This window comes from Chryseobacterium sp. Marseille-Q8038, assembly GCF_965111995.1.
In genome coordinates this window covers 2833170-2856748 of sequence record NZ_CBCOPN010000001.1, presented here as the reverse complement: position 1 = coordinate 2856748, position 23579 = coordinate 2833170, and the positions used below count along the sequence as shown (strand labels likewise).

The following is a 23579-nucleotide window of genomic DNA, read 5'->3' as shown; positions in this document are numbered from 1 at the left end:
TTAAGGCTTGATTGTCTGTCTAATGGGAGTATTTGGATCAATATCACCATTGTCATCAAGACCCAGTTGATAACCAAGACCTCCCTTAATTGTTCTTAAATCATTAATCCTCATAATCTGTACTTTTTTTAAAGACAATTTCTTTTGCCCTTTGTTTTCTTTTTTCATGATTGTTCTTGTTAAAAATTATTAGTTCACAAAGAAAGTAATATTTCTTTGACCTAACCAATAAAACATTTATAGATTTATAAATATACGTTTATAAAATGTTAATAAAATAATAATGATCAATCAGTTAAAATCAAAATATTGATAATGTATTTTCTTGAAAAAAAGAATATTTTTGTACAGTATAGAAAAATTAATGAAACAGATATTCCTACTTTTATTTACCTTCTTTTGTAGTCTCTTTTTTACTCAAAGCAAAATTGATAGTTTAAGATTATTGAATTATGAGGAGCTAAAAAATAAGTTTAATGTTTATGACGAATCCAATAAAAAGTTAGAAGCAAAAGCTATTTCTCGATATTATTTATCAAAAGCAAAAAAAGAAAAAAATATCCTTGAAACTGCAGAAGGCTATAACCTTATACATTTAACCGAAGATTTTCCATTGGCTTTAAAGTATGTTGATAGTATGGCCTTGATTACAAAAAATGTGAAAGGAGATATATATCCGGCCAGAACATTTATCATAAAAGGAAATTTATACTATAAATATGACAACTTAAAAGCTGCCCTTGATAATTATATTTTAGGTTTAGAATATTCTAAAAGGCAAAAAAATGTAAAGCAGATCGCTTATGCCAATATGAATATCGCCTATTTAAATAGTTATATGGGAAACAATAAAGAAGCGGCAAAAACATTTCGGTATTATTTATTAAACTCCCAAAATATAACAGATGAATATCAGCATGATCAAATGCGGGTAAGTCTTGCTTACTGCTATATTAAAATAAATAAAATTGATTCTGCCAGATTTTTCATTCAGGAAGGATTACATTCTCCCTTCGTGAAAAAGAATAAATATAATATGAATCAATATTTATATTTATCGGGTCAACTGAATCTTAAAACCAAAAATTATCAAACCGCTATTGCTGAGCTCACCAAGGCGTATAATTATTTTTCAAGTATTAATGATAACAATCAAAACTTTGTCTTATATAGCCTGGGGAAATGTTATGAAGAATTACATAATAAACAAGAGACGATAAAATATTTTACCCAAATAGATGCTCACGTAAAAGAAACAGAGGTTACTTTTCCAGAATTAGGAGATGTATATACTTCTCTAATAGATTATTATAGGGAAATTGGGGATAAAGAAAAACAACTCTATTATATTGACCGTTTTCTAAAAGTTGACAAAAAGCTTGATGATCAGTTTCGGTACTTATCAACAGAACTACACAAAAAGTATGATACTCCCAATCTTCTACAAGAAAAAGAAGATATAATAAACGAATTAAAAAATAAGAAGACATTTTTATATGCTTCTGTTAGTATTTTAATATTAATACTATTGATGTTTATATATTTTTATTACAAAACGAAGAAAGCTGAGAAAAGACATCGAAAAATTGCTCAGGATCTGATTCATTTGATTGAAAAAAGAAACCTTGAAACCATTCAGAATAAAAATGATCAACAGATAGAGACTGATGAACCGGTAAAAGTTGAAAGTGAAAGTAAAACGATTAAAACTGTTCCTGAAGATGTGGCTCAATCTATCCTAAAGGACCTGGACACTTTCGAAAACAAACGTCACTTTTTAAAAAATGGTATTACATTAACAAGTCTTGCAAAAAATATAAAAACCAATACTGCGTATCTGTCGGAAATTATTAATACCCACAAGGATAAAAATTTCACAACTTATCTTAATGATTTACGGATTGATTATGTTTTAGATCAACTTGTAAAAGATAAAAAATTTCGTTCTTATAAATTACCGGTTATTGCAGAAGAAATTGGCTATAATAATGTACAGGCATTTTCGATTGCATTTAAGAAAAGAACGGGAACTACTCCTTCTATTTATATTAAAGAGATTGAAAAATCAATTTCGGGTTAAAACAATTGAAAATCAATTACACAAATTTCCGTTCCTATTTTCTTTAAAAGAGACATTTTATAACACTAAATTTCCTATGCTTAACATTAAACATTTGTTTAAAAAACCATAAAAGATATTTAAAACTCTGTTAACAGCCTTCTTCCTGAGATACCGTTGCTTTGCAAAAAAAGTAATGATGGAAAACAACAACCAATTCAACAGAAGAAGATTTCTCAAAAATTCATTATTAGCAGCCGGAGGAATTTTTATTGCTCCTTTAATTGAAAGCTGCAGCGATGATTTTACCGAAAATGGTAATGCTCCCGATGATCTTAAAAACGGAGGTTTTGAATCCGGTGTAGCGAGTTTTGATCCCAGTGCTACAGGAATCATCATCTGGACCCGATATTCCAAAGGAACTGATGCAGAGATTACATGGGAAATAAGTAAAAACAGCAACTTTTCAGATGTAGTAAGAAGAGGGCAGACCAATGCTGCCGCAGTGAATGACTTTACAATAGCAGTGGATGTACAAAATATTTCTTCCAATACAAAATATTACTACAGATTCTATAATATAAAAACCAAAGAAGTGAGTGTAACAGGGGAAACTCTTACTTTACCTTCAAAATCAGATGCAGTAAGTGAAGTGAAGATGGCAGTAGTATCTTGTTCTAATTTTCCTGCAGGGCTTTTTAATGTATATGGAGCGATTGCAAAATCGGAAGCTGATGTAGTGGTACATCTTGGGGATTATATCTATGAATATGCACCGGGACAATATGGTACGAATCCTTACACCAACCCATTAGGAAGAGCCCATCAGCCAGCAAAAGAAATTCTTAACCTCAGCGATTACAGAGAACGATACAGACAGTACAGAGGCGATAAAAATCTTCAGCTTCTTCACCAGAAAAAGCCATTCATCTGTGTTTGGGATGACCATGAATTTGCCAATGACACCTATAAATCCGGAGCAGAAAACCATCAGCCTAATGAAGGAGATTTTCAGGCAAGAAAAATGGCCGCTTTCCAGGCATACAGTGAATATATTCCTCTTAAAACAGGGAAGGACATGAGAATTTACAGAAGTTTCAACTTCGGAAATATTGTTTCCCTTTACATGATGGATACGAGAGTGATTGCAAGAGATAAACAGATGGAATATTCGGATTATCTTGATAACACGGGAAATTTTAATCAGCTACAGTTCAAAACTGATTTCTTAAGCACCAGCAGAAAACTGATCGGAAATGAGCAGATGTCATGGCTGAGCTCGCAGATCAATGGTGATACGGCAAAGTGGAAAGTGCTTGGACAGCAGATTTTAATGACTAAAATGATGGTTCCAGCTGAATTATTGATGCTTTTGAATCAGATTTTAGCAGAAATAAAACAACATGGAAGCGCACAGCCGGCTACGATGCAGGCACTTCAGAATACCATCACACAACTGATTATTCTTAAAACAAGATACAAACAGCAGGATCCTACATTAACGGCCCAGGAAATTGCCAGAATTACAACAACTCTGCCTTATAATTTAGATGCATGGGATGGATATTTCATGGAAAGAGAACAGCTTTATTCTCTTCTCGCGGGAAAAAATGTAGTGGTATTGGCTGGAGATACTCACAATGCATGGTTAGGAAAGCTGACCGATGCTCAGGGTAAATTCATCGGAACAGAATTAGCCTGCAGTTCCGTTTCTTCTCCTGGCCTTGAAGGATATCTGGGAATAAGCTCAGATCCTACAAAAGCAATAGAACTGGCCCAGGCATTTTCATTGCTGATTGATGATCTGGAATATGCCAATCTCTACAAAAGAGGATATCTGCATGTGAAATTTACTGCTGGCAGTTCTGTGGCAGAATGGAGATTTGTAGACAATGTGATCTCCGATACTTACAATACGACAACGGAAAAAACCTATACAATTTCATAGTTTCAATAAACATATTTTATTTTCAATTAAGTAAAAAGAGTCATGGTGTGCCACTGTGGCTCTTTTATATTATTCCCTTTTTTTGTATCTTGAACAGATGCAAGAGGATATAAGAAAAGATTTTTTACCATTAGTTTCTAAAACATGGTGGTTCATGACCTGGCTGACCAGGATTTTTGGGATGCTTTTATTGTTGGCCGCCTTTCTGTTGATATTGGGATTGCCTGTTGTGATTAGCGATAAAGTGGTACTATTTGTTGTCATAGCAATACTATATTATCCGGCTCTTGCATTCGGTTTATATCGTTTCTTTCTTTATCAGAAGAAAATCAGAAAAAGAGTGGTTAGAAAGATAAGGGTTGATGATCAGGGAATTCATTATAAAAGAGCAGATGGAACAACAGATCATGTCCTTTATCAGAACCTGAAAAAATATTGCTTTTCAGATGAATATGATGTAAGCATTACCCCAAGAAACAAAATCTATGTATTGTGGGTAAATGATGGTGGCTCAGTAGCAGAAGTGGATTTTGATGGAATAGAAGCAGGCTACAGTTCTTATATTGGAAATTTAAAAGCCTTACGAAGAAGATATATTCAGGGAATTGTGTACTTCAGACCGGATTTGCACATTGATCCCATGGTTTATGATGTCTACTATATCAATCCTGTTGATTTTACATTTGATAAAAAAAAGTATTGGACAGCATTTGCGCAGACTTTTGCAATATTGATCGTATGCTGTACAGTATTAGGAATTATTATGTTGGGACTGGTTAAATGGCTTTTTTAAGAATAGACCTCATCAGATGATGGAGGATTAAAATTTCCACCTCCCTTCAATTTTATTTTCCCATCTCAAAATCTTATGCTTATATTTATTTTATATTAAGGTTGGCCAGCCAATAAGATAGAGAGTATTTCTTTAGAAACTAATGCTGGATTTAAAATTAAGTGAATGAAGAATTTGAAAAAACAGCTCGGACAGTTTCCCGATGAAAAAAGAAAAGAATATTTCAGTACACTTCCCAATTATCTCAACGGAAGATTTCAGAATATATTGACAACACCTGCATTATTAGAAGGAGAAAGTATGACCAAACTACTTCTGCAAAGCCTTTGCAAGGTAGAAAATACATCACCAAAGAAAGCTCTTCCTTTTGTAGTAACTGATCTCAAAAATCTTAAGCCTGATGAAAATGTACTGGTGTGGTTTGGGCATAGTTCCTATTTCATACAGGTGGATGGAAAGAAATTTCTGATAGATCCTGTTTTCAGTGGAAATGCTTCCCCCATGCCAGGTTCTATAAAGGCTTTTCAGGGAGCCGATTATTATAAACCGGAACATATGCCGGATATAGACTTCCTGCTTATTTCACATGACCATTGGGACCATCTGGATTATAAAACTGTTCAGGAATTAAAAGATAAAGTAGGTAAAGTTATTTGCGGATTGGGAACCGGGCAGCACTTTGAATCCTGGGGCTGGAATTTTGACAGAATCATCGAAAAAAACTGGTGGGAAAGTATAGACATTGCAGAAGGTTTCAGAGTTACCCTCACTCCGGCAAGACATTTTTCCGGAAGATTACTGAACCGTAATATTTCACTATGGACTTCCTTTGTTTTAAAAACTCCAACGAAAAATCTGTTTTTAGGTGGTGACAGCGGTTATGGAAATCACTTTACACCAATTGGAGAACAATATGGACCATTTGATTTAGCCATCATGGAAACCGGGCAATACAATGAAAAATGGCCTTACATTCATACTTTGCCGGATCAGTTGATGACAGAAATAAAAGAACTGAAAGCCAAAAACTTTATTCCGGTACACAACTCCAAATTCAAGCTGGCGCAGCATACCTGGTATGAACCTTTGGAGCTTGCGTCGAAACATGCAGAAGAAAACAATATTCCAATAACACTTCCTGTGATCGGAGAAAAAGTAAACTTAGATCAGCTGGGAACAATCACCTGGAAAAAGTGGTGGGAAGAATATATTTAAAATTAAAAAACCTGCTCAGTGATGAGCAGGTTTTTCCTTCTTATCAAAAAAATAATCATTACAAAGGCTCCTTATGGTTGACCTTAGTATGTATAATATCGTAAAATACTGCTGGGTTGGCTGCGTCAGGGGTAATTCTATAAGTAAACGTAGTTTCGTTCAGAACCAGAATATCTACAACACGAGTAAAAGTAGGAGTGGTAAGGGTTCTTTTTTTTCCATCCGGAGAAATAGACCAGGTTCCTTCAGACCTCAACACATCATTCAATCCAAAAATTTTAAAAGTTCCGTTAGCTTTGAAATAAGAATAGCCTACAAATCCGGATACACTAGCATCAGTTAACGCTATACTATTACCACTTTTATCTTTCGCACCTGTTGTTTCCCATGGAGTGGAAGCCAGGGTAAGCTGTCCGTTGGTGGGTTCTGCATGAGCAGTTTTCGTATGGATGATATCATAATAAACAGACGGATCGCTGGAGTTGGGACGAATTCTGTAGGTAAATTCATTTTTATTTAAAACAAGAATTTCAACATCACGGGTGAAAATAGTAGTTCCATCCGGATTCAATGCTGCAATAGTTCTGGTTTTTCCCTGTGCATCTACAGACCATGTTCCCATAGATCTCAACACATCCGTAAGATTGTAAATGGCAAACTTCCCATCTGCTTTGAAATAAGCAAAACCTACATATCCGGCAACACTGGCATCTGTAAGGGCTACACTATTTCCGTTTTTATCTTTAGCTCCTGTCGTTTCCCATGGAGTAGAAGACAATGTCTGTGAGGGAGTCTGCTGTTCAATAATAATTTCATCGTCATCATTTGAACATGAAACGAAAGATGCTGACAACAAAACAGCTGCAGACAGATAACATAATTTTTTCAGGGTATTCATAAGGGTATTTTTTAAGTCTTTGCAAACTTATTCCTAATAAATATCAATGCGTTGTATAAAATATCTCTTTTGTTGTAGAAAACATAACAGATTCCGATTCAGAATGAGAAAAATGATATTGTTAACAAATGCCGCTAAAAGTGGTACTTAATTCCCCTCCTCTGGAGGGGTGGCAAAAATTCAAAGAATTTGTGACGGGGTGGTTATGGTTGCTGACTTTCACCAATAAAATAAATTTTCTGCCATAAAACTCACCAAAAATTCTATTTTTGAGTATGAATAACAGAAACCGCGGAAAAAATACCGGCGATAATACCCTTTTCGGCTCGGAGAAACAGATCAATAAGCTGAAACTGGCTGTTGAAGATATGAAGTATCTGCTGACCAGAGAGTATCCGGAAAAAGCAGCTTCTGATCTTGTGGGTAACAGATATAGATTGAAAACCCGCCAGATACAGGCTCTGCGTGGAGCATCCGCATCTGCTGTACAGCTTCACAACAGAGAATTGAAACACTTAGAAGCATCTGATTTAAATGGAAAAACAATTTATCTTGACGGTTTTAATGTTCTGATCTTGCTGGAAAGTCTGCTTTCGGAAGCCTATATTTTTGAAGGTTTGGATGGCTGTATCCGTGATCTTTCCGGAGTTCATGGCACTTATAAAAGAGTTAATCAGACCTTGAAAGCAATGGAATTGGTGGCTGCTTTTCATCAAAAAAACCAGATTCAGAAATTGGTATGGATCTTTGATAAGCCGGTTTCCAACAGCGGAAGAATCAAACAGAGTATTCTTGAGTTTGCTGAGCAGCACCAGCTCAATTGGGAAGCAGACCTGCAATACAATCCCGATAAATTTTTGGCGGAAAGTTCGGAACTCATCATTTCCTCAGATGCCTGGATTCTGGATCACTGTAAAGAATGGTTTAATCTGATTGGATATTTGATTACAGAAGAAAATATTTCTGTTAACCTCATCAAAACGAAATAAGTATGAATCTGTTTGAACCTTATATTTCCCTATTTTCCGAAGCCTGGAAAGATCAATATCAATCCGTTTTAGTAAAAGAACATCTGGAAAACCTGGAAAAAAATATATACAGATTCAAGGAAAATGCCTTGGAATGGAACTTCCCTTATTTTAACGAAGAAATAAAGATCAACAGACAGGAAAGCTTTGAACAATTTATTACCATTCTTGAAAGTAACCATTCCGATGAGGTGAAAGCAAAACTTCTGGAAGCCATTCCGTTTGAACATTGGCTGAATATCTTAGGTCAAAGATTAACCTCTGCAAGTATTCGTGATGAAAATGGAATTCCTCCGTTGAAATCAATGTTGATCAATGCCTGTAAGGAGCCATTTAATAATGAAATTACTATTGCACAGAGAGCCTGGGAGAAGCACATCGGGAGAATGGATGACGATTTCTGGGGTGAGATCAAAGGAAATAATCAGCAGAAACAGGAGAAAGTAATGGCGAAAATCCATAATATTCTTGAAAATAAAACCTGGTGGAATGTTTTCTTCCACTACAAACATGAACTGGTTTTTGAAGTCCGGGAAAAAGAAGGCCACGGTATCCGATGGAGCCATGGTGGAACAAAACTGATAGGCTTTCTCGAAAAATTTATCAATGAATAAATAAAGCATAAACATCTGTGTCATCTGTGAAATCTGTGGGAAAAATAAAAACTCTTGTAGATTTTGCAAATCAAGCAGATTTTCTTACCCTTTTTTCTACGTAAAAACATTACGTACCATATTTCTAGTTTTGCAGAAAATAGAAGTTATGAATCAATCAGACCAAAAATTTTAAACAGAATTCTGTCAGCCTCCATTTTATATTCAAAATAATATATAATAAAAATTAAACAAATGAACACATACATTGATATTGGCATTAATCTGACCAATAAACAGTTCTATAATGAACACGAAGAAATTATCAACCGCGCTTTGGATCAGGGTATAGAACATATGATTCTCACCGGAACCAGCGTAAGAGGTAGCAAAGAATCTGCAGAAATTGCAGAGGAATATCCGGAAATTCTATTTTCAACAGCTGGAATTCATCCTCATGATGCCAAATCATTTAATGGTGAAAGTATCGGTGAACTCAGGAAATTATTGAAACAAGATCATGTGATTTCAGTAGGTGAGTGCGGACTTGATTTTGATCGGGATTTTTCTCCGAGACCCATTCAGGAAAGATGTTACAAAGCTCAGCTGGAGCTTGCAATAGAAGTTGATAAACCGCTTTTTCTTCATGAAAGATCTGCATTTAAAAGGTTTAATGAGATCACAGAAGAGTACCTTTCCCAATTACCCGAAGCCGTTGTACATTGCTTTACCGGAACATTGAATGAAGCGAAAATTTATCTGGACAAGGGATTTTATTTAGGATTCACAGGCGCAATCAGTGATGAAAAAAGATTTAAACACCTGGAAGATGTTATAAAATATGTTCCTCTCGACAGGATGATGATTGAGACAGATGCTCCTTTTATGCTTCCGAAAAATATGCCCAGAATGCAGAACAGACGGAATGAACCATCCTTTTTACCTTACGTAGCCCAAACGGTTACCCATCTGAAGAGGATCAGTATTTCTGAGGTGGCGGATGAGACTACAGAAACCGCCAGAAATTTTTTCAAACTATAAAAAAGAGCTCTACTGATAAAGTAAAGCTCTTTTTTTATAGCGAATTTGCTCTTTCGGTCTTATAAACTCTTGATTGCCGATTCCAAAGCCAGCTCCATCATTGGATTCAACGCTTTTTCTCTTTCGTCAGCAGAAATTTTCTCATGGGTTGGGATAATATCCGTTACCGTAAGAATAGTCGCTGCATTTTTTCCTAAATGTTGAGCATTGGCGAATAAACCGAAAGCTTCCATTTCTACTGCAGGACAGTTGTATTTTGTAGCAATTTCCGGAGTAGCAGGATCTTTTCTATAGAAAATATCACTACTGTGGATATTGATGGCTTTAGCATTTAATGATAATTCTTTAGCCGTTTCATTGATGGTGGTAAAGATATTCCCCTGGTGAGAAAGGATTTCATCTTCAATTCCCCATGCATATTTGGCGTAAGTACTTTCGCTGGCTGCTTTATCAATATTTAAAATATCAAAAAGTTTAAGATCTGTGTTGTAAGCACCACAAGTCCCGATTCTGATGATCGTATCTACTTCGTACTCTGTAAACAATTCAAAAGAATAAATTCCGATACTTGGGAATCCCATTCCACTTGCTCCTACAGTGATTTCTTTACCCTTATAAAGACCTGTATAATAAAAAATTCCTCTGGTTTTGCTTACCAGTTTAGCATTTTCTAAATAATTTTCAGCAATATACTGTGCACGAAGCGGATCCCCCGGCTGCAATACTACTTTAGCAATTTCTCCTTTTTTTGCACTGATGTGAATACTCATAATGTTATTTTGAATGGAGCAAAGATAATAACTTTTAGATTGTCTCCGTGATTGCGATAATGGAAACAATGAAGGCTTCTCCTATCAATAGAATACATAAGATGTTATCAATAAATGCTTTAAATAGGATTTGAGATAAAGTCTTTTGTATAATCCAAAACATAACCTGGCAAATACAGAACAATAAAAGAATAATTGGGAGCAGGTATTGTAGAAACAGGACGGTTACATTTGCAGGAATTAAATAATTAAAATTTTAAAAATGAAAATAGAGCATATTGCCATTTGGGTGAAAGACCTTGAAAGATCAAGAGCGTTCTATCAGAAGTATTTTGGAGCGGTTTCCAATGAAAAATACCATAATCCTGTTAAAAATTTTCAATCCTACTTTTTAAGTTTTGAGAATGGCTGCCGTCTTGAAATCATGACCAGACCGGATATTAAGGAAAGCGAAAACTCTTATGAATCCCAGCAGTATGGAATCATTCATCTTGCATTTTCCGTAGCCAGTGAACAAAAAGTGGATGAGCTTACAGAAATGTTGAGAAATGATGGATACCAAATTGCAGGAGAGCCACGTACAACGGGAGACGGCTATTATGAAAGCGTAATCCTTGATCCTGAAAATAATATCATTGAAATCGTAGCCTAAACCGTCATTGCGAGGAGCTTTAGCGACGAAGCAATCTCATATAGGTTGGAAAACGCACAGGCGTAAAAAGTTCCTGATAAAGGTTTCGGTATTGCTGAAAATCTTAGATTTTCTAGTGCCTTAAAAACATCATAATGCATATCATCTTAGCGCCTTTGCGTTTTCCAACACTTTAATTCCACATTTAACATCAATCTTCTTCACAAAAATTTTATTCTCAACGAAATAATTTTATTTTTGTTAGATCATGGAAACCAAGTCACCGTTTTTAGACACGATCTTTTTGCTTCGTAAGGAAGAATGTATTACTCTTTTTTCAAGCTTACAGAAAATTTCCCCTCAGGAAGAGGCGGATGCAGGAGATTATTTTGAAACAGAATTCGAAAAAGAAAGACTTGAGTTTCTATCCGATCAACTGACTTATAACAAAGATGCTGCCGTATGGGCTGCAAAAGTACTCTATTACAGTGCACAGCTTTATCTCATCAGAGAAAATACAGAAAAAAATATTGAAAATCTTATTCCCGGATTTAAAGGAACCCGGGATACTTCTTCTATTTTATCCGCAGACTTATCGTTAAGGTTTTTACCGCCAGTGATTGTTGCTTTAAACTCTGTAGATCCTGAAGACCCTTTACTTGCCATGCTGGAAGATATTCTGACCCGGTTTCACTATTCCGGAATAGGATATGATCTTAACCTGAAGAATGTGAACTGGAAGGAAGAATTAAAAGACAGTACCTACCGGAAGTTATATCTGGAAAGAATTGTTGAAAAAAAAGATTATAAACTGGCAGAAATTCCATTCATTAATAAACTACTAATAGCCGAATTCGGAATGCACAAAGATGCCTTCTGGCGAGAACTAAAAACTATAACCGAAGACCATAATGAAAACCTATGAGAAAGTATTTGAATTTTTAACCGATCCAACCAAAGAAACTTTCCTGAAATGCCGTGAAATGGTACTCAGTGATCCGGAATACGATCCCTATTCGGATGATATTGAAAACATGCAGGATTTACTGAATGAAGGGAAATTTGAAGAGGTTGTACAATATACCAATGTCAATATTCTGCTGAGCCCAAGGGCACATATTTATAAGTATTTTGCTTACAAAGAATTGGGTGATGAAAAAGGCAGGAATATTGAAATGACAATAGCACAGCTTATTTTTGAATGCCTTGAAAAAACAGGTGACGGAACCAAAGATTCTCCCTATATTATCACAAGAATTTCCGATGAAAGAGATCTGATCAGGCAGCATTTTAATAAACACGATGTTTCACAAAGTCTGATCAAGGAGGGAAATAAGATGATGGATGTCCTTACACTGGATGATGGAACGCAGCTATACTTCGATATTAAAGATCCTTACCAGAGACTGGCTTTTTCATTCAGCAAAAGAAATGAAGAGGTAGAAAATAAAGAAGAACAGAAATCCGAGAAGAAAAAGTGGTGGAAATTTTAATTTTTTAAATCAATGAATCAGAATATAAATCAGCTTAATACAGTCCTTAACTACGTAAAAGATACTTTTGTAGGTAAAAATGATGTCGTAGATCTTTTGGGAATATGCCTTTTGGCAAGAGAGAATGCCTTTTTATACGGGCCTCCGGGGACCGCAAAATCTGCGATTGTCAGAACTCTGGCTAAAACAGTAAAAGACGGCAAAAATTTTGAATATCTGCTAACCCGTTTTACAGAACCGAACGAAATTTTCGGACCCTTTGATATCAGAAAACTGAAAGAAGGAGAACTTCTGACCAACACGGAAGGAATGATGCCCGAAGCTTCAATGGTCTTTCTGGATGAGATCTTTAATGCCAATTCTGCAATTTTGAATTCACTTCTGACAGCCCTCAACGAGAAGATCTTTAAAAGAGGAAAAGAAACAAAACGCTTACCAGCATTGATGTTTGTAGGAGCAAGTAACGTTCTTCCTGAAGATGAAGCACTGAATGCATTATTTGACCGTTTTCTGGTAAGAATTAATGTAGACTATGTAAATCCCGAACTTTTACAACAGGTACTTTTAGCCGGAAGAAAGCTGGAGAATGATGAAGAAACAGAAGTTCCGGAAATCCATGCCGATGAAATCAGGCAGCTCCAGAGCTTATGCCGGACAATAGACCTTAAACCCATTTATGAAGTATATCTGAATACCATTATGAGTCTTAGAAATACAGGGATTGCTATTTCAGACCGTAGAGCCGTAAAACTTCAGAACCTGATTGCCGCAAGTGCCCTGATCTGTGGGAGAACAGAAGCCGTACTTTCTGATTTATGGGTGTTGAAACATATCTGGGATACAGAAGAACAGATTGAAATTCTGGAAGGAATTATCAACAGAACGATTGAGAAAGATGATCATCCGGATTCCCATCCACAGGCAATGCATAACAAAACTCCCAATCCGGAAGAAGTGATGAAAGATGTGAAGATTCTGGTGGAAAAATGGAATGAAGGAATACTGAGTTTTGAAGAACAAAACGTAATAAAAGACAAACTGAGATATCTGCAGACCCGTTGTGAGTGGATCAGAAATCCGGATCAGAAACAATATATTCAGCAAGAAATTGAAAGCTTATGGCAGAAGATTCTTCAAAGTGTTTAAAAGAATTCCGGGCAGAAATTCCCCGGGTAGATGAAGATTTTCTGGGCTCAATCCGAGACTGGAAAAACGTTCAGATTGCTGTAGATGATGAAACAATCTGGTTGAAAGGATTTACGGATGAACAGGCGGTAGCTTCCGAAATACAACAATTGCCGGATTTTATTTTATATGAACTTCGTGATGGACTTTTATTCAGAAAAGATGCTTTAGTTCCCAGTAAAAAAATGAGAACAGCATTGCTTTGGATTCCCATAGACAAGGCATTACAGCTTCGTCTTCCTCCTTCGAACCAAAACTATTTTGGAATTCAGGAACAGATTCAGATAAAACTGAAAGAAAGTGATGAAGAACAGACGGTAATTGCTCTGCTCAGCAACATTGCTGATATTAAAGAAACTATCGTCACTTTGCCTAAGTTTAAACTGGAAAAAATACAATGGACGTTATTGGGAGATAAAGCTCTGTTTATAGGTGTTCCATTATTAAGCTTTCCCGGAAAAGCCTATTGGACCAAAGATAAACATCTGCTGCCTGCCGGTCTGGATTTTGAATTTAAAAATGTAAGTATGCTGTTGCAGCAGAAATATAATAAAGAGCTTGAAGGATGGTTGTTATGGGATGAAAATGGAAATAGTATTTTAATAAAAGATACTGATTTCCGTCCATTGTCCGTAAGCTCATTCCGTCTTACCGAAAAATCAAGAGAATGGAATTAAAGACTTATTTCCAGTCCTATGAAAACTACTTTTGGGAATGGAAAACGGATGAAGATGTTCCCGGTGACTCCGGTTATCATGAAAATAATCTCCTCTCCATCCCCGGAGTGGGAGCAATTGCTTACAGGCTTTATGTAATGGAGATTCTGAAAGAACTTCAGCCGCAGGGATGGCCTCCGTTTGGAGCATTGCTTATGGTTTTGTATGCCATGCAGGATGGTTATACAGATTTTTCCGGCCCGTTGAGACGTACAGTAGATTTTTACAGCGGAGAAGATTTTGAGTTCAATGCGGAAAAACAAATTGAATTTCTTGAAAAAATAGAATCCCTTCCCAAAATTTATAAACAGAAACAAAACAGAATTGTACTGCTGCTGACTTTATTTAATAATGGTTATAACAGAGTAGCAATCCTTCAGGCAGAGGTTAGTCTAAAAATCTACTATAAAAGACCTCATGAGCTTGCCATAAGCGCAGAAAAAAAAGATGCTGATTCATTAGCTTTGAAAAAAGATCTGAGTGCTTTGGATCTGAACGAAAAGTTTCCAACCGTACAATCCATCATTGATGCCATGAAAGGTTTGATTGACGAGCCAGAGCTTGAAGATGAAGTGGTAGAAGAAGAAACAACGGCCAATACGGATAAAGATTTTATCAAAGAATTAATTGATGAACCCAAGACCTTCCAGGTAGGAAGCCTCATTAAAAGAATATGGAGCGGGCTGAAGATTCCAATGCGTCATCTTTCTCCAGGTGAACAGCCCATTGGAGGGATTTCTGATATGACCAATAAAGGTGATTTTCACAGAATGCTTCTCACCGAATTTGCCAATGAAGATGATGTTTTCATGAATCGTGTGGCAAATAATGAAGCCCTTTATATTCAAAGAGAAATTCCCCCTGAAGAAAATATTTTTGAAAGAATTATCCTGATTGATACTTCCCTCAGAAACTGGGGGACCCCGAAAGTATTGGCTTATGCTTCTGCAATAGCCATTATCAAACATCCGAAAGCCCATTCCGAATGTAAAGTTTTTGCATTAGGCCAGACAAACCTGCCCATTGCACTTAACAAAGTGGAAGAAGTGGTGGAAAACCTCAATCAGGTAAGTCCTGTGCTGGAAGTTTCAGAAGTGTTGGAAAATTTTTTTAATGAGCACCATTCACAAAAAGATATTGAAGTTTTCTTCATTACCCATCAGGACAATATGGATGATGAGAAAATTCAGCGGGTTGTATATCAGAACAGGGATAAACTGAAGTTTTTGGTGACAACAGCTTCAGATGGTGAAATTAATTTTTATAAACATCATAAAGGAGCAAGAAAACATATTCAGAAAATAAAACTTCCATTGCAGGAGATGTGGGCCAATCCGCCGCAGCAAAAACAATCTGCTCAGAACTTTAATGGAAAGAAAACAGATCTTCCGCAAAACTATCCGATCTTATTCCCAACACCCGTTAATAAGATTGCCAAATTCTTATATGAAGGCGAATTTTTCATTCTGAGTTCAAAAAAACAATTGCTGAAAACTTATCTTTCCGATAATTATTATGACAGACATTCCTATGATTATTATAAAACACATCATGGCTGTGAAGTACTGTTTGATCAAATTTCCATAAAACCCAAAGGACAGTTTGCCCTTGCAAAAAACAGGCAGCAGCAGTTTATTCTGTGCCAGTATCAGTCTGATCAGAAACTGATTTCAAAGCTTAATCTTAATACTGGAGAATATTCTGAGCAGAATCTTACAGGGATGAATATTCCGGAATCTTATATACTGATTTATTTTGGCCGAAATTTTTATCTGCATCACCCTGACAATGCTACCCATTATAAAATCAATATGGATGGGAACATTTCTATAGAACCTATTACCGGAAAAGAAAAAGAATTTGAAAAAAATACCATAAAAGCAGAAGCCGAAGTGGCAAAATTGCAGGGAAGCGGGTTGAGAATTGTTAATAATTTCAATAAGATCGGAATCAACACCTTTCAAAATCTGGTTGTTTCAGGAAATGAATTATACAGTGCTTCTGAAAACACCTTGGATTTTTCCAAAAATAAATATGATATTAAAATTTTCGCAGAGCAGAATAAAAATAAATTTACATTTCCGGATGGAAGTGAAATTATTACCGATTCACGGGGAATGCTGACATTCAGAAGCAGTAATAAAAGCATTGAAGAATTCTTTATTCCCTCTACTTTGGGAGGCTTTCTATCACTGGCAACTTATACGGAATTTGGAGGATCAGAATATTATCTTCCGGAGCACGCCCTGTTGAAAGTAAGAACCATGGATGATATGTGTGACAGGTTTTTAAAGCCGTTTATAGAACAGATTTTGGATTATGGAGCTTAGAATAAAACCTTTCCCGAAAAATAATTTTCCCCAAAAAGGACTTTTGATCAGAGGCTCTTCACCTGTGGTATGGCTTCAGGAAATGGAAATCCTTGGAATCAGTTTGAACCAGGTCAGGTCTTATGCTATTCCGGCGGATACTCCCAATGTGATGTATGGTTGTTTTCTGGTTTTTAATGACCATGTTCCACAGGAAATAGGCAGAAATGCTTACTTTCAAAATGTGGACGACAGGCTTTTCATTCCTGAAAATACAACTTTTTATCCCAAAATAAATCCGGAAGACTGGGCACAGCTTGATTCCCGTTTTCTGATTATGCATCCTGAATTCGGATTGGTAAAGCTGTCTGAAGAAATTGACTGGATTGCTCTGATTCAACAGCCCGGAACGATAGATGAAAGCATCACAAAACCTCTGAAGGGCATTTCAATTCCTCAAAAAATAGAAAGCTATACGGTTGAAATAGATGATGAAAAAGTCATGGAAGCATTACAACCAAAACAAACCGAAGAAGAATGGATGAACAGCCTGCCGTTTGACCTTAAAAAAGTAATGGCCGGGAATAAAAAAGAAATAGAGAAATATTTACAGTATATTGAAAAATACCCTGAAAGAGCTGTAGAATTGGGCATTTCTCTGGATGTTATGGGAACTTCCCGAGGAGACGGCTTTGGTAAGTTTACCTGGCTGGAAGGATTATTTGGCGGAGGTTCAGGTGGGAAAACAGAAAGTACAGGAACAAGGAATTTTCGTAGAGCATTCTGGGCGCTTATTATTGTAGCTATTGTTTTAAAGATTGCACTGCCTTCAGATAAAATAAATTCAGAGCAGGAAGAACATAATAATTCATCAGGAACTATTGTAAACAATGAAGTAAAGGCACCTTCTGATATGATTGCTTTTCAGTCCGGAACGTCGGAAATTGATCTTAAGATAGATTCAATGTATCATCAGGAGAGAAAAGGATTGTCCCAAGAACTTATTCATGCGGGAATTATAGAATCCAAAACAAAAGAAGACAAAGAAAACTATAAAAAAGCAGGTGGCAGAGAGGTAAGTGAAATAGGAAGAGATATCAGTAAGCTTGTGAATAAAGAAAAACAGAGCCGAGATTCATTAAAAACCATTTACACTAAGATAATTACAAAACATATTGAAGAAAAAACTGAAAAGCTAGAACGCAAAATTTCAGACTCTCTGAAACAGTATACCAAAGGAAAACCTGTGAACGGTGATGTGGTAAAATATCTCCTGAAAAGGAGGAAGGCTTTAATGGCAGATTCACTTGGTAAACTTTACGGGACATTGGATATTGTGGACCCTTCTTCTGCTTCCATAGACAAATCGAAAGTAAAAGGCCTGGGTACAGAAGGTACTCCGCTAGAGAAAAAGGCTCCGGTTTCAGATATTCTGTACATGGTTATTCTCATGATTGCCGGAGTAGGATTGTATTCGTTTCTCTTTAAAAATAAATCATTACATCTTGGTGGAGATAATGTACCGGCATGGATTAAATTTATTTTAATAACAATCCTTGTGGTTATGCTTGTGTATCTATTTTATCCACTGGTGAAAATGTTCGGATACAATTGGTTTGTATGGGTACTTGTGATAGCTGTGATGTTACTTCTTTATCGTCTTTTCAGAGAAGATAAAACTATTTTAAAATCCGATGATGATGAATAGACAGAAATTTATAGACAAATTTATGGCGGCATTCGTGCTGCTGGCGATGTTTAAGATTATCGGAATTGTTGCCCAGCTATTCCATGAAAGTTTCTGGAGTGTGGCAGGAACATTGGGTATTTTCTTAATTGTGGCGTTTATTATCCTCATTGTGATCACTTCCTTAAAAGATAAAGAACAAAACAACAGAAATTCAGCAGGAAGAAAAGGCAGTGGGAGCAGTAGTTTCTATCTGGAAAACTCACTTTTTGACAGAATCCGGAGCAAATATGAAGAGCTAGCTGAAAAATACATTGCTGAAAAAGATTATAAAAAAGCTGCGAGAGTTTATATGAATCTCCTTCAGGATAACTACAGAGGAGCAAAAACATTAGAAAATGGTGAGCTCTACAATGAAGCAGCAGTAGTATACCTAAAAAAACTGAACAATAAATCCGATGCTGCCGTTTGTTATGAAAAAGCAAAGCAACATAAAAAGGCCATTGATCTTTATAAAGAAATGGAGCAGAAAGAAAAAGTAGGAGATCTCTATAAAGAAATCAACGATCTTAAAAACGCTCATCACTATTATCAAATGGTTGCTGATGATTATGTGAAAAACAGTCAGATGGTAAAAGCTTCTTTGGTATACCGCAGAAAAATGGAAAAAATAGAAGAGGCTCAAAAAGTTTTACTGAAAGGATGGGAAGAAGATAAAGATGCCTTCAACTGTTTGAATAATTATTTCTCCAATATTTTTGATATTAAAAAGTTGGAGTCTGAAATACAGAATTTATATGAAAAAGCTCCGGCTCACAAAAAAATCACGTATCTGGACGTTATGAAATATGAATTCAAGAAAGATCCGAAACTCCATACCGTTACAAGAAATATAGCTTATGAAATCATTGCTGAAAAAGTAAGCACCCGATCCGAAATTGTGAATGAACTGAAGTTTTTTAATCCTGATGATGAGGTGATTTTGAAAGATATCTCAAGATTCAAAACAGGAAGAAATAAGATGTTCAGGAATTAAATATTTAAAGATTGAAGAATTTAAAAATTAAAGAAAAATTTCTCTTTGGAAAAGAAATATCATCCGCTTCATCAAATCAATTGTAATTGATCCATAAAGATAAGAAACTCTTGAAATAAAAGATAACTTAACAATTCTATTTTTGTTGAAAAATTGCAAAGACGCAAAGGTTTTATAAGTTTTATCTATAATTTTTTTAAGTCGCAAAAAAAAATCAAAGATTTTCAACAAGGTTAGCTTATTAATTAATTGCATTATTTAGCAATATTAATTAGCAGTATTAAATTTTATCGGAGATAAAATCCTCGCGCCTTAAAGCACAATTTTTTGATATTATTTTGCGCCTTTGCGTATATAAAACCTTCCAGAAATTGTAAATATTATAAAAATGATACCAAAAAGATTTATCTTTGCACCAGAAAATTATGACAATACAAAGAGCACATATCAATGCGGAACTATTCAAAAGTCCTTCTAATAAAGGATTATTTGGACGTGATGAGGTGATATGGAATGAGGCGAAATGTGCTGACTTTGGAAATTATTTACTATAAACTTGTAAAAAATTAAACAAAATACAACAGAAACGCCTCGGAAAACCGAGGCTTTTTTTGTTTTTTAGGTCAGAAATTATTTAGAATGAAAAAAAATAACCATAAACATGAAAATTTTTTAATAAACAATGAAACTTTAATACGATAAAATAGAGTGATAAGCAACCCGATGAGAGACAGTCATTTAGGTAATTAAGATATCCGCAAAATATTGCGGACAGAAATTCTCTATTCTAAAGTTTAAACGTAATTAATTGATTATCAATAATTTAATTTGAAAATTTATTTGCGGATTCCAAAAATTCATATTTACTTTGCAACCGAAAATTGAAAGCAACAGGTTTTCAGGATTCAGTTAAAAATAATTTAGAAACAAACAAAAATAAAATGAAACAGTTACACAGCATATTCAATCAATATTCAAGACTATTCGGACAGGAACCGACAGGTGTTGCGTGTATTCTTGATCGTGGAATTGTGGATAAAAGGTGCTTATATACGTGGGTCAGCTAATGATCTCTTACGTTAAAATATATGAAGCGCCTCCCGAAAAGAGGCGCTTTTTTTTATGGTTTCTTTAGCTTATTTGGTAAAGCGCCGGTCTGTGGAACCGGAGAACAGGGTTCGATCCCCGGAGATACCCAATATAAAATCTCATAGCTCAATTGGATAGAGCGTCGGTTTACGACACCGAAGGTTGAAGGTTCAAGTCCTTCTGAGATTACAAAAATGTGAATTGCGAAATTAAAAATTGACAAGCAAAGCGAATTGATCATTGATGATTCACAAGCCAAAACAATCTCATAGCTCAATGGGTTAGAGCACCGGTCTTTTAAACCGGGGGTTGAAAGTTCAAATCTTTCTGGGATTACTAAAATGCGGTTCCGTAGCTCAACTGGATAGAGCATGGGTTTTCTAAACCCAGGGTTAGAGGTTCGAGTCCTCTTGGAATCACAAAAAAAGGTCTATTGAGGTAATGGCTAACCTGCCCGACTGTCTCTTGGGCACTGCGAGTTCGATTCTCGCATAGACCGCAAAGATTCATAAAAAATTTCGGTTCCGACTGTCTCTCGGAAAAGGATTTTAAAGTGAATCTGCAAAACTGGAAAGATAACGGAGGTTGTTTACCCGTCTTGGACGCGGGAGGTCGCAAGTTCGAATCTTGCTTTCCAGACAATTTGTTCCATTAGCATAGTGGTAAGTGCATTCGGCTTTCTACCGAACGACAAGGGTTCGATCCCCTTATGGAATACCAATGATTTCGTAGCTCAAGTGGTTAGAGTATCGGTCTGATACACCGAAGGTTGAAGGTTCGAGTCCTTCCGGAATTACAATGATTTTGTAGCTCAATGGCAGAGCACCGGTCTGTTAAACCGGAAGTTGAAAGTTCGAGTCTTTCCAAAATCGCAGGTAACTAATTGTTAATTATTTCAGGAGAAAAAGTAAAAGTTTGTCGAGAGCAGAAGATCTTTACGCCAAACACAAAAAATACAGACAGGCTTTTCTTCTCTCCGGATGAATTAGAAATTAAAAAATATCATTTATAAATTTTTAGGTAAAAATAAAGTTTGTCGAGCGCAGAAGTTCTTATATCAAACAAATTAAGACAGACTTTATTTTTTAATCTGATGGTTCGCCGAAGGGGAAGAGTCGGGGCGGTCTGCAAAACCGTTGTGTAAACTGAGTGGGTTTGAATCCCATAACCATCTCAATGTAAAAAACTATAGAAGATAGAAGAATCTTTATCAATGATCTTTTATCATCTATAGCAAAGAATATCCTTTATTAATAAAAGAAAAAGGCTGTCGAGCGCAGAAGATCTTTAGTTAAACATTCAATAAAGACAAGCCTTTTCTTTTTTCAAAGGAAAAATGAGGAATTACTTATTATTCATTACTAATTGCTCATAAAAATCCGGAAGTACGCCGAAGTTGGAGAGTCGGGGCAGACTGACATGAGGAACGAATTGAACGATTCCTTAAAAAAATGAAAGTAATAGAGTTAAAATCTGTTGCTTCATTGCTGAGTAGGTTCGAATCCTACTACTTCCACCCAACCACTGATAATGTAATGGCAGCATGCAGGAAATGTACTCTTGTCGTTCAGGTTCGATTCCTGGTCAGTGGGTAATGCTCTATTCGTCTAACGGTGAGGACGCCTGCCTTTCGAGCAGAAAATAAGGGTTCGATTCCCTTATAGAGTACTGGATGTGAATAACTGGTCAATATTGAATTGATTTAATACCATGAAAGTTCAGATTTAAAAAAAATTGGCCAGTTGCCATTCACACAGAAAATGAAGAAAAGAGAAAAGGACTGTCAAGAGCAGAAGATCTTTAGTCAATAAAAATGGACAGCCTTTTACTTTTTTAAAACAAAATACATTAGGAAATGAGAAAGGTTTGTCAAGCACAGAAGATCTTTACAAACACTAACAGGCATAGTTTATCAACAGACAGAGCTTTCTCAAACCTAGACATAATATGAGTAATAAGAATGAGCAATAAGTAATAATGAAAATAGAAAATATTACTAATTACCAATTACTCATTACTTATAAAAAACCTGCGGGAATGGTGGAATGGCAGACACTCTTGATTTAGGATCAAGCTTTTGGGGGTTCGAATCCCTCTTTCCGTACAAAATATAAATGATAAAATATCAATGATAAACGATTGCTGAGCAATCCATCAATTATCAATTATCATTGATCAATAACAATCCGGAAGAGTGGTGTAGAAGGTCTGCACGTTAGTCTGAAAAACTAAAGGTACAGGTTCAATTCCTGTCTGTTCCACAAAATATAAATGATAAGAGATCAATGATCAATAATTGCTGAGCAATTCATCAATTATCAATCATCATTGATCAATTATAAAATTGATTCATAGTGTAATAGGCAGCACACAAGATTTTGATTCTTGGAGTTTAGGTTCGAGTCCCAATGAATTAACAATATTTACTCTGATAGTGTAATGGCAGCATCTCAGTCTCCAAAACTGATGGTATGGGTTCGAGTCCGATTCAGAGTGCAAAAAATAGAAATTAGAAACTAGAAGTTAGAAATTATGACAACTAGTGATCATTTATCAATTATCAACAATCATTTATGAATTAAAACATGTAGAAAAAATGGAAACGCAACAACAAACATGGCAGAATATGAGTGGGAAATTTTTCCAAAACTCTATCACACAGCTGGTAGAAGAAGCCATCATCCGCGAACAGGCAAACGGACACCGTCTGAAAGTATGTGTGGGATCAGATTCCCATGTATATGGAGATGCCATCAATTATGCTACAGCAGTAGTATTTATTCGTGAGGGAAAAGGAGCGTTTACCTTTATCAGAAAAGAAAGAGAAATACAGAGTATCAGTATCAAGGAGCGAATGCTTAACGAGGTCAACAAATCTGTTGAAATTGCATACGCGATCTGCTCTGTGTTGGATACTTATGGTGTGGAAATGGAGGTACACGCAGACATTAATACCGATCCCGATTTTAAATCCAACGTAGCATTGAAAGATGCAATGGGATATATTCTGGGAATGGGATATGTGTTTAAAGCAAAACCTTATGCCTTCGCCAGTTCCAATTGTGCTGATATGATGGTTTAAGCAGAT

The 23579-nt window shown here is 35.8% G+C and carries 20 protein-coding genes and 14 tRNA genes; 31 read left to right on the top strand and 3 right to left on the bottom strand.

From position 1 onward, the window contains the following. The gene (locus ACWPWS_RS13270; RefSeq protein WP_454046805.1) at nt 1–168 is read right to left on the bottom strand and encodes a hypothetical protein; all 168 of its coding nucleotides are present in this window, start codon (nt 166–168) and stop codon (nt 1–3) included. A 196-nt stretch (nt 169–364) separates the two neighbouring features. Here ACWPWS_RS13270 and ACWPWS_RS13265 point away from each other — a divergent pair, with 196 nt between their 5' ends. The 4 genes from ACWPWS_RS13265 (at nt 365) to ACWPWS_RS13250 (ending at nt 6015) form a co-directional block, all read left to right on the top strand. Then, nucleotides 365–2080, top strand: coding sequence for a helix-turn-helix domain-containing protein (locus tag ACWPWS_RS13265; RefSeq protein ID WP_454046804.1), 1716 nt, complete (start codon nt 365–367; stop codon nt 2078–2080). A 175-nt stretch (nt 2081–2255) separates the two neighbouring features. Then, nucleotides 2256–4007, top strand: a complete 1752-nt coding sequence (locus ACWPWS_RS13260; RefSeq protein WP_454046803.1) for an alkaline phosphatase D family protein — start codon at nt 2256–2258, stop codon at nt 4005–4007. A 97-nt stretch (nt 4008–4104) separates the two neighbouring features. Further along, complete coding sequence (locus ACWPWS_RS13255) at nt 4105–4800, top strand: hypothetical protein (protein WP_454046802.1); 696 nt, start codon at nt 4105–4107, stop codon at nt 4798–4800. A 165-nt stretch (nt 4801–4965) separates the two neighbouring features. Beyond that, nucleotides 4966–6015: an MBL fold metallo-hydrolase gene (locus ACWPWS_RS13250; RefSeq protein WP_454046801.1), complete on the top strand. Its 1050-nt coding sequence runs from the start codon at nt 4966–4968 to the stop codon at nt 6013–6015. Between the two features lie 58 nt (nt 6016–6073). On the opposite strand, the gene ACWPWS_RS13245 is transcribed toward ACWPWS_RS13250, so the two are convergent. Next, complete coding sequence (locus ACWPWS_RS13245; RefSeq protein WP_454046800.1) at nt 6074–6913, bottom strand: DUF4822 domain-containing protein; 840 nt, start codon at nt 6911–6913, stop codon at nt 6074–6076. A gap of 275 nt (nt 6914–7188) precedes the next feature. Here ACWPWS_RS13245 and ACWPWS_RS13240 point away from each other — a divergent pair, with 275 nt between their 5' ends. From ACWPWS_RS13240 to ACWPWS_RS13230, 3 genes are all read left to right on the top strand, one after another. After that, complete coding sequence (locus ACWPWS_RS13240) at nt 7189–7902, top strand: DUF434 domain-containing protein (RefSeq protein ID WP_454046799.1); 714 nt, start codon at nt 7189–7191, stop codon at nt 7900–7902. A 2-nt stretch (nt 7903–7904) separates the two neighbouring features. Continuing rightward, entirely contained in the window at nt 7905–8555 is a 651-nt protein-coding gene (locus ACWPWS_RS13235; protein WP_454046798.1) for a hypothetical protein, read from the top strand. 234 nt (nt 8556–8789) lie between these two features. Beyond that, on the top strand, nt 8790–9575 hold the full coding sequence (locus ACWPWS_RS13230) for a TatD family hydrolase (protein ID WP_454046797.1): 786 nt from the start codon (nt 8790–8792) through the stop codon (nt 9573–9575). 59 nt (nt 9576–9634) lie between these two features. Here the strand turns inward: ACWPWS_RS13230 and deoD are convergent, their stop codons facing one another. Beyond that, complete coding sequence (gene deoD / locus ACWPWS_RS13225) at nt 9635–10345, bottom strand: purine-nucleoside phosphorylase (RefSeq protein ID WP_209785938.1); 711 nt, start codon at nt 10343–10345, stop codon at nt 9635–9637. A gap of 262 nt (nt 10346–10607) precedes the next feature. On the opposite strand from deoD, the gene ACWPWS_RS13220 reads away from it, so the two are divergent. The 24 genes from ACWPWS_RS13220 (at nt 10608) to ACWPWS_RS13105 (ending at nt 23573) form a co-directional block, all read left to right on the top strand. After that, nucleotides 10608–10997, top strand: coding sequence for a VOC family protein (locus ACWPWS_RS13220; RefSeq protein WP_454046796.1), 390 nt, complete (start codon nt 10608–10610; stop codon nt 10995–10997). 247 nt (nt 10998–11244) lie between these two features. Further along, nucleotides 11245–11901, top strand: a complete 657-nt coding sequence (locus ACWPWS_RS13215) for a hypothetical protein (RefSeq protein ID WP_454046795.1) — start codon at nt 11245–11247, stop codon at nt 11899–11901. Further along, nucleotides 11888–12469, top strand: coding sequence for a DUF4919 domain-containing protein (locus ACWPWS_RS13210; RefSeq protein ID WP_454046794.1), 582 nt, complete (start codon nt 11888–11890; stop codon nt 12467–12469). Before ACWPWS_RS13215 ends, ACWPWS_RS13210 begins: the two co-directional genes overlap by 14 nt. Before the next feature lie 12 nt (nt 12470–12481). Further along, nucleotides 12482–13615 carry an AAA family ATPase gene (locus ACWPWS_RS13205; RefSeq protein ID WP_454046793.1) on the top strand — a complete coding sequence of 378 codons (1134 nt, stop codon included), beginning with the start codon at nt 12482–12484 and terminating at the stop codon, nt 13613–13615. Continuing rightward, a complete protein-coding gene (locus tag ACWPWS_RS13200) occupies nt 13588–14331 on the top strand; it encodes a hypothetical protein (RefSeq protein WP_454046792.1) in 744 nt (247 codons plus the stop codon). The genes ACWPWS_RS13205 and ACWPWS_RS13200 overlap by 28 nt, the downstream gene beginning before the upstream one ends. Further along, entirely contained in the window at nt 14322–16700 is a 2379-nt protein-coding gene (locus ACWPWS_RS13195; RefSeq protein ID WP_454046791.1) for a hypothetical protein, read from the top strand. Before ACWPWS_RS13200 ends, ACWPWS_RS13195 begins: the two co-directional genes overlap by 10 nt. After that, a complete protein-coding gene (locus tag ACWPWS_RS13190) occupies nt 16690–18387 on the top strand; it encodes an APC family permease (protein ID WP_454046790.1) in 1698 nt (565 codons plus the stop codon). The genes ACWPWS_RS13195 and ACWPWS_RS13190 overlap by 11 nt, the downstream gene beginning before the upstream one ends. Further along, nucleotides 18380–19402, top strand: a complete 1023-nt coding sequence (locus ACWPWS_RS13185) for a hypothetical protein (protein ID WP_454046789.1) — start codon at nt 18380–18382, stop codon at nt 19400–19402. Before ACWPWS_RS13190 ends, ACWPWS_RS13185 begins: the two co-directional genes overlap by 8 nt. Before the next feature lie 425 nt (nt 19403–19827). Then, nucleotides 19828–19956: a penicillin-binding protein gene (locus ACWPWS_RS13180; RefSeq protein ID WP_167595381.1), complete on the top strand. Its 129-nt coding sequence runs from the start codon at nt 19828–19830 to the stop codon at nt 19954–19956. Between the two features lie 576 nt (nt 19957–20532). After that, nucleotides 20533–20600 (top strand) — tRNA-His (locus tag ACWPWS_RS13175). A gap of 6 nt (nt 20601–20606) precedes the next feature. Beyond that, a tRNA-Arg gene (locus ACWPWS_RS13170) sits at nt 20607–20680 on the top strand. 73 nt (nt 20681–20753) lie between these two features. After that, nucleotides 20754–20827, top strand: a tRNA-Lys gene (locus ACWPWS_RS13165). A gap of 9 nt (nt 20828–20836) precedes the next feature. Further along, nucleotides 20837–20910 (top strand) — tRNA-Arg (locus ACWPWS_RS13160). A gap of 8 nt (nt 20911–20918) precedes the next feature. Beyond that, nucleotides 20919–20990: transfer RNA gene (locus ACWPWS_RS13155), tRNA-Asp, on the top strand. A 68-nt stretch (nt 20991–21058) separates the two neighbouring features. Next, nucleotides 21059–21130, top strand: a tRNA-Pro gene (locus ACWPWS_RS13150). A 6-nt stretch (nt 21131–21136) separates the two neighbouring features. Further along, a tRNA-Glu gene (locus tag ACWPWS_RS13145) sits at nt 21137–21211 on the top strand. Between the two features lie 2 nt (nt 21212–21213). Continuing rightward, nucleotides 21214–21287 (top strand) — tRNA-Ile (locus tag ACWPWS_RS13140). A gap of 4 nt (nt 21288–21291) precedes the next feature. Next, a tRNA-Asn gene (locus tag ACWPWS_RS13135) sits at nt 21292–21363 on the top strand. 724 nt (nt 21364–22087) lie between these two features. After that, nucleotides 22088–22159, top strand: a tRNA-Glu gene (locus ACWPWS_RS13130). A gap of 363 nt (nt 22160–22522) precedes the next feature. Continuing rightward, a tRNA-Leu gene (locus ACWPWS_RS13125) sits at nt 22523–22595 on the top strand. Nucleotides 22596–22679: 84 nt separating this feature from the next. Next, nucleotides 22680–22752, top strand: a tRNA-Phe gene (locus ACWPWS_RS13120). A gap of 84 nt (nt 22753–22836) precedes the next feature. Continuing rightward, nucleotides 22837–22908, top strand: a tRNA-Gln gene (locus tag ACWPWS_RS13115). A gap of 8 nt (nt 22909–22916) precedes the next feature. Next, nucleotides 22917–22987, top strand: a tRNA-Trp gene (locus ACWPWS_RS13110). 100 nt (nt 22988–23087) lie between these two features. Beyond that, complete coding sequence (locus ACWPWS_RS13105) at nt 23088–23573, top strand: ribonuclease H-like YkuK family protein (RefSeq protein WP_454046788.1); 486 nt, start codon at nt 23088–23090, stop codon at nt 23571–23573. Nucleotides 23574–23579 lie beyond the last annotated feature (6 nt).

Coding starts and splice junctions, on each gene's coding strand:
- ACWPWS_RS13190 (WP_454046790.1), top strand. CDS start 16,690: ATGGAGCTTAGAATAAAACCTTTCCCGAAAAATAATTTTCCCCAAAAA.
- deoD (WP_209785938.1), bottom strand. CDS start 10,345: ATGAGTATTCACATCAGTGCAAAAAAAGGAGAAATTGCTAAAGTAGTA.
- ACWPWS_RS13105 (WP_454046788.1), top strand. CDS start 23,088: ATGGAAACGCAACAACAAACATGGCAGAATATGAGTGGGAAATTTTTC.
- ACWPWS_RS13245 (WP_454046800.1), bottom strand. CDS start 6,913: ATGAATACCCTGAAAAAATTATGTTATCTGTCTGCAGCTGTTTTGTTG.
- ACWPWS_RS13200 (WP_454046792.1), top strand. CDS start 13,588: ATGGCAGAAGATTCTTCAAAGTGTTTAAAAGAATTCCGGGCAGAAATT.
- ACWPWS_RS13265 (WP_454046804.1), top strand. CDS start 365: ATGAAACAGATATTCCTACTTTTATTTACCTTCTTTTGTAGTCTCTTT.
- ACWPWS_RS13185 (WP_454046789.1), top strand. CDS start 18,380: ATGAATAGACAGAAATTTATAGACAAATTTATGGCGGCATTCGTGCTG.
- ACWPWS_RS13210 (WP_454046794.1), top strand. CDS start 11,888: ATGAAAACCTATGAGAAAGTATTTGAATTTTTAACCGATCCAACCAAA.
- ACWPWS_RS13205 (WP_454046793.1), top strand. CDS start 12,482: ATGAATCAGAATATAAATCAGCTTAATACAGTCCTTAACTACGTAAAA.
- ACWPWS_RS13240 (WP_454046799.1), top strand. CDS start 7,189: ATGAATAACAGAAACCGCGGAAAAAATACCGGCGATAATACCCTTTTC.
- ACWPWS_RS13255 (WP_454046802.1), top strand. CDS start 4,105: ATGCAAGAGGATATAAGAAAAGATTTTTTACCATTAGTTTCTAAAACA.
- ACWPWS_RS13195 (WP_454046791.1), top strand. CDS start 14,322: ATGGAATTAAAGACTTATTTCCAGTCCTATGAAAACTACTTTTGGGAA.
- ACWPWS_RS13230 (WP_454046797.1), top strand. CDS start 8,790: ATGAACACATACATTGATATTGGCATTAATCTGACCAATAAACAGTTC.
- ACWPWS_RS13215 (WP_454046795.1), top strand. CDS start 11,245: ATGGAAACCAAGTCACCGTTTTTAGACACGATCTTTTTGCTTCGTAAG.
- ACWPWS_RS13180 (WP_167595381.1), top strand. CDS start 19,828: ATGACAATACAAAGAGCACATATCAATGCGGAACTATTCAAAAGTCCT.
- ACWPWS_RS13270 (WP_454046805.1), bottom strand. CDS start 168: ATGAAAAAAGAAAACAAAGGGCAAAAGAAATTGTCTTTAAAAAAAGTA.
- ACWPWS_RS13235 (WP_454046798.1), top strand. CDS start 7,905: ATGAATCTGTTTGAACCTTATATTTCCCTATTTTCCGAAGCCTGGAAA.
- ACWPWS_RS13260 (WP_454046803.1), top strand. CDS start 2,256: ATGATGGAAAACAACAACCAATTCAACAGAAGAAGATTTCTCAAAAAT.
- ACWPWS_RS13220 (WP_454046796.1), top strand. CDS start 10,608: ATGAAAATAGAGCATATTGCCATTTGGGTGAAAGACCTTGAAAGATCA.
- ACWPWS_RS13250 (WP_454046801.1), top strand. CDS start 4,966: ATGAAGAATTTGAAAAAACAGCTCGGACAGTTTCCCGATGAAAAAAGA.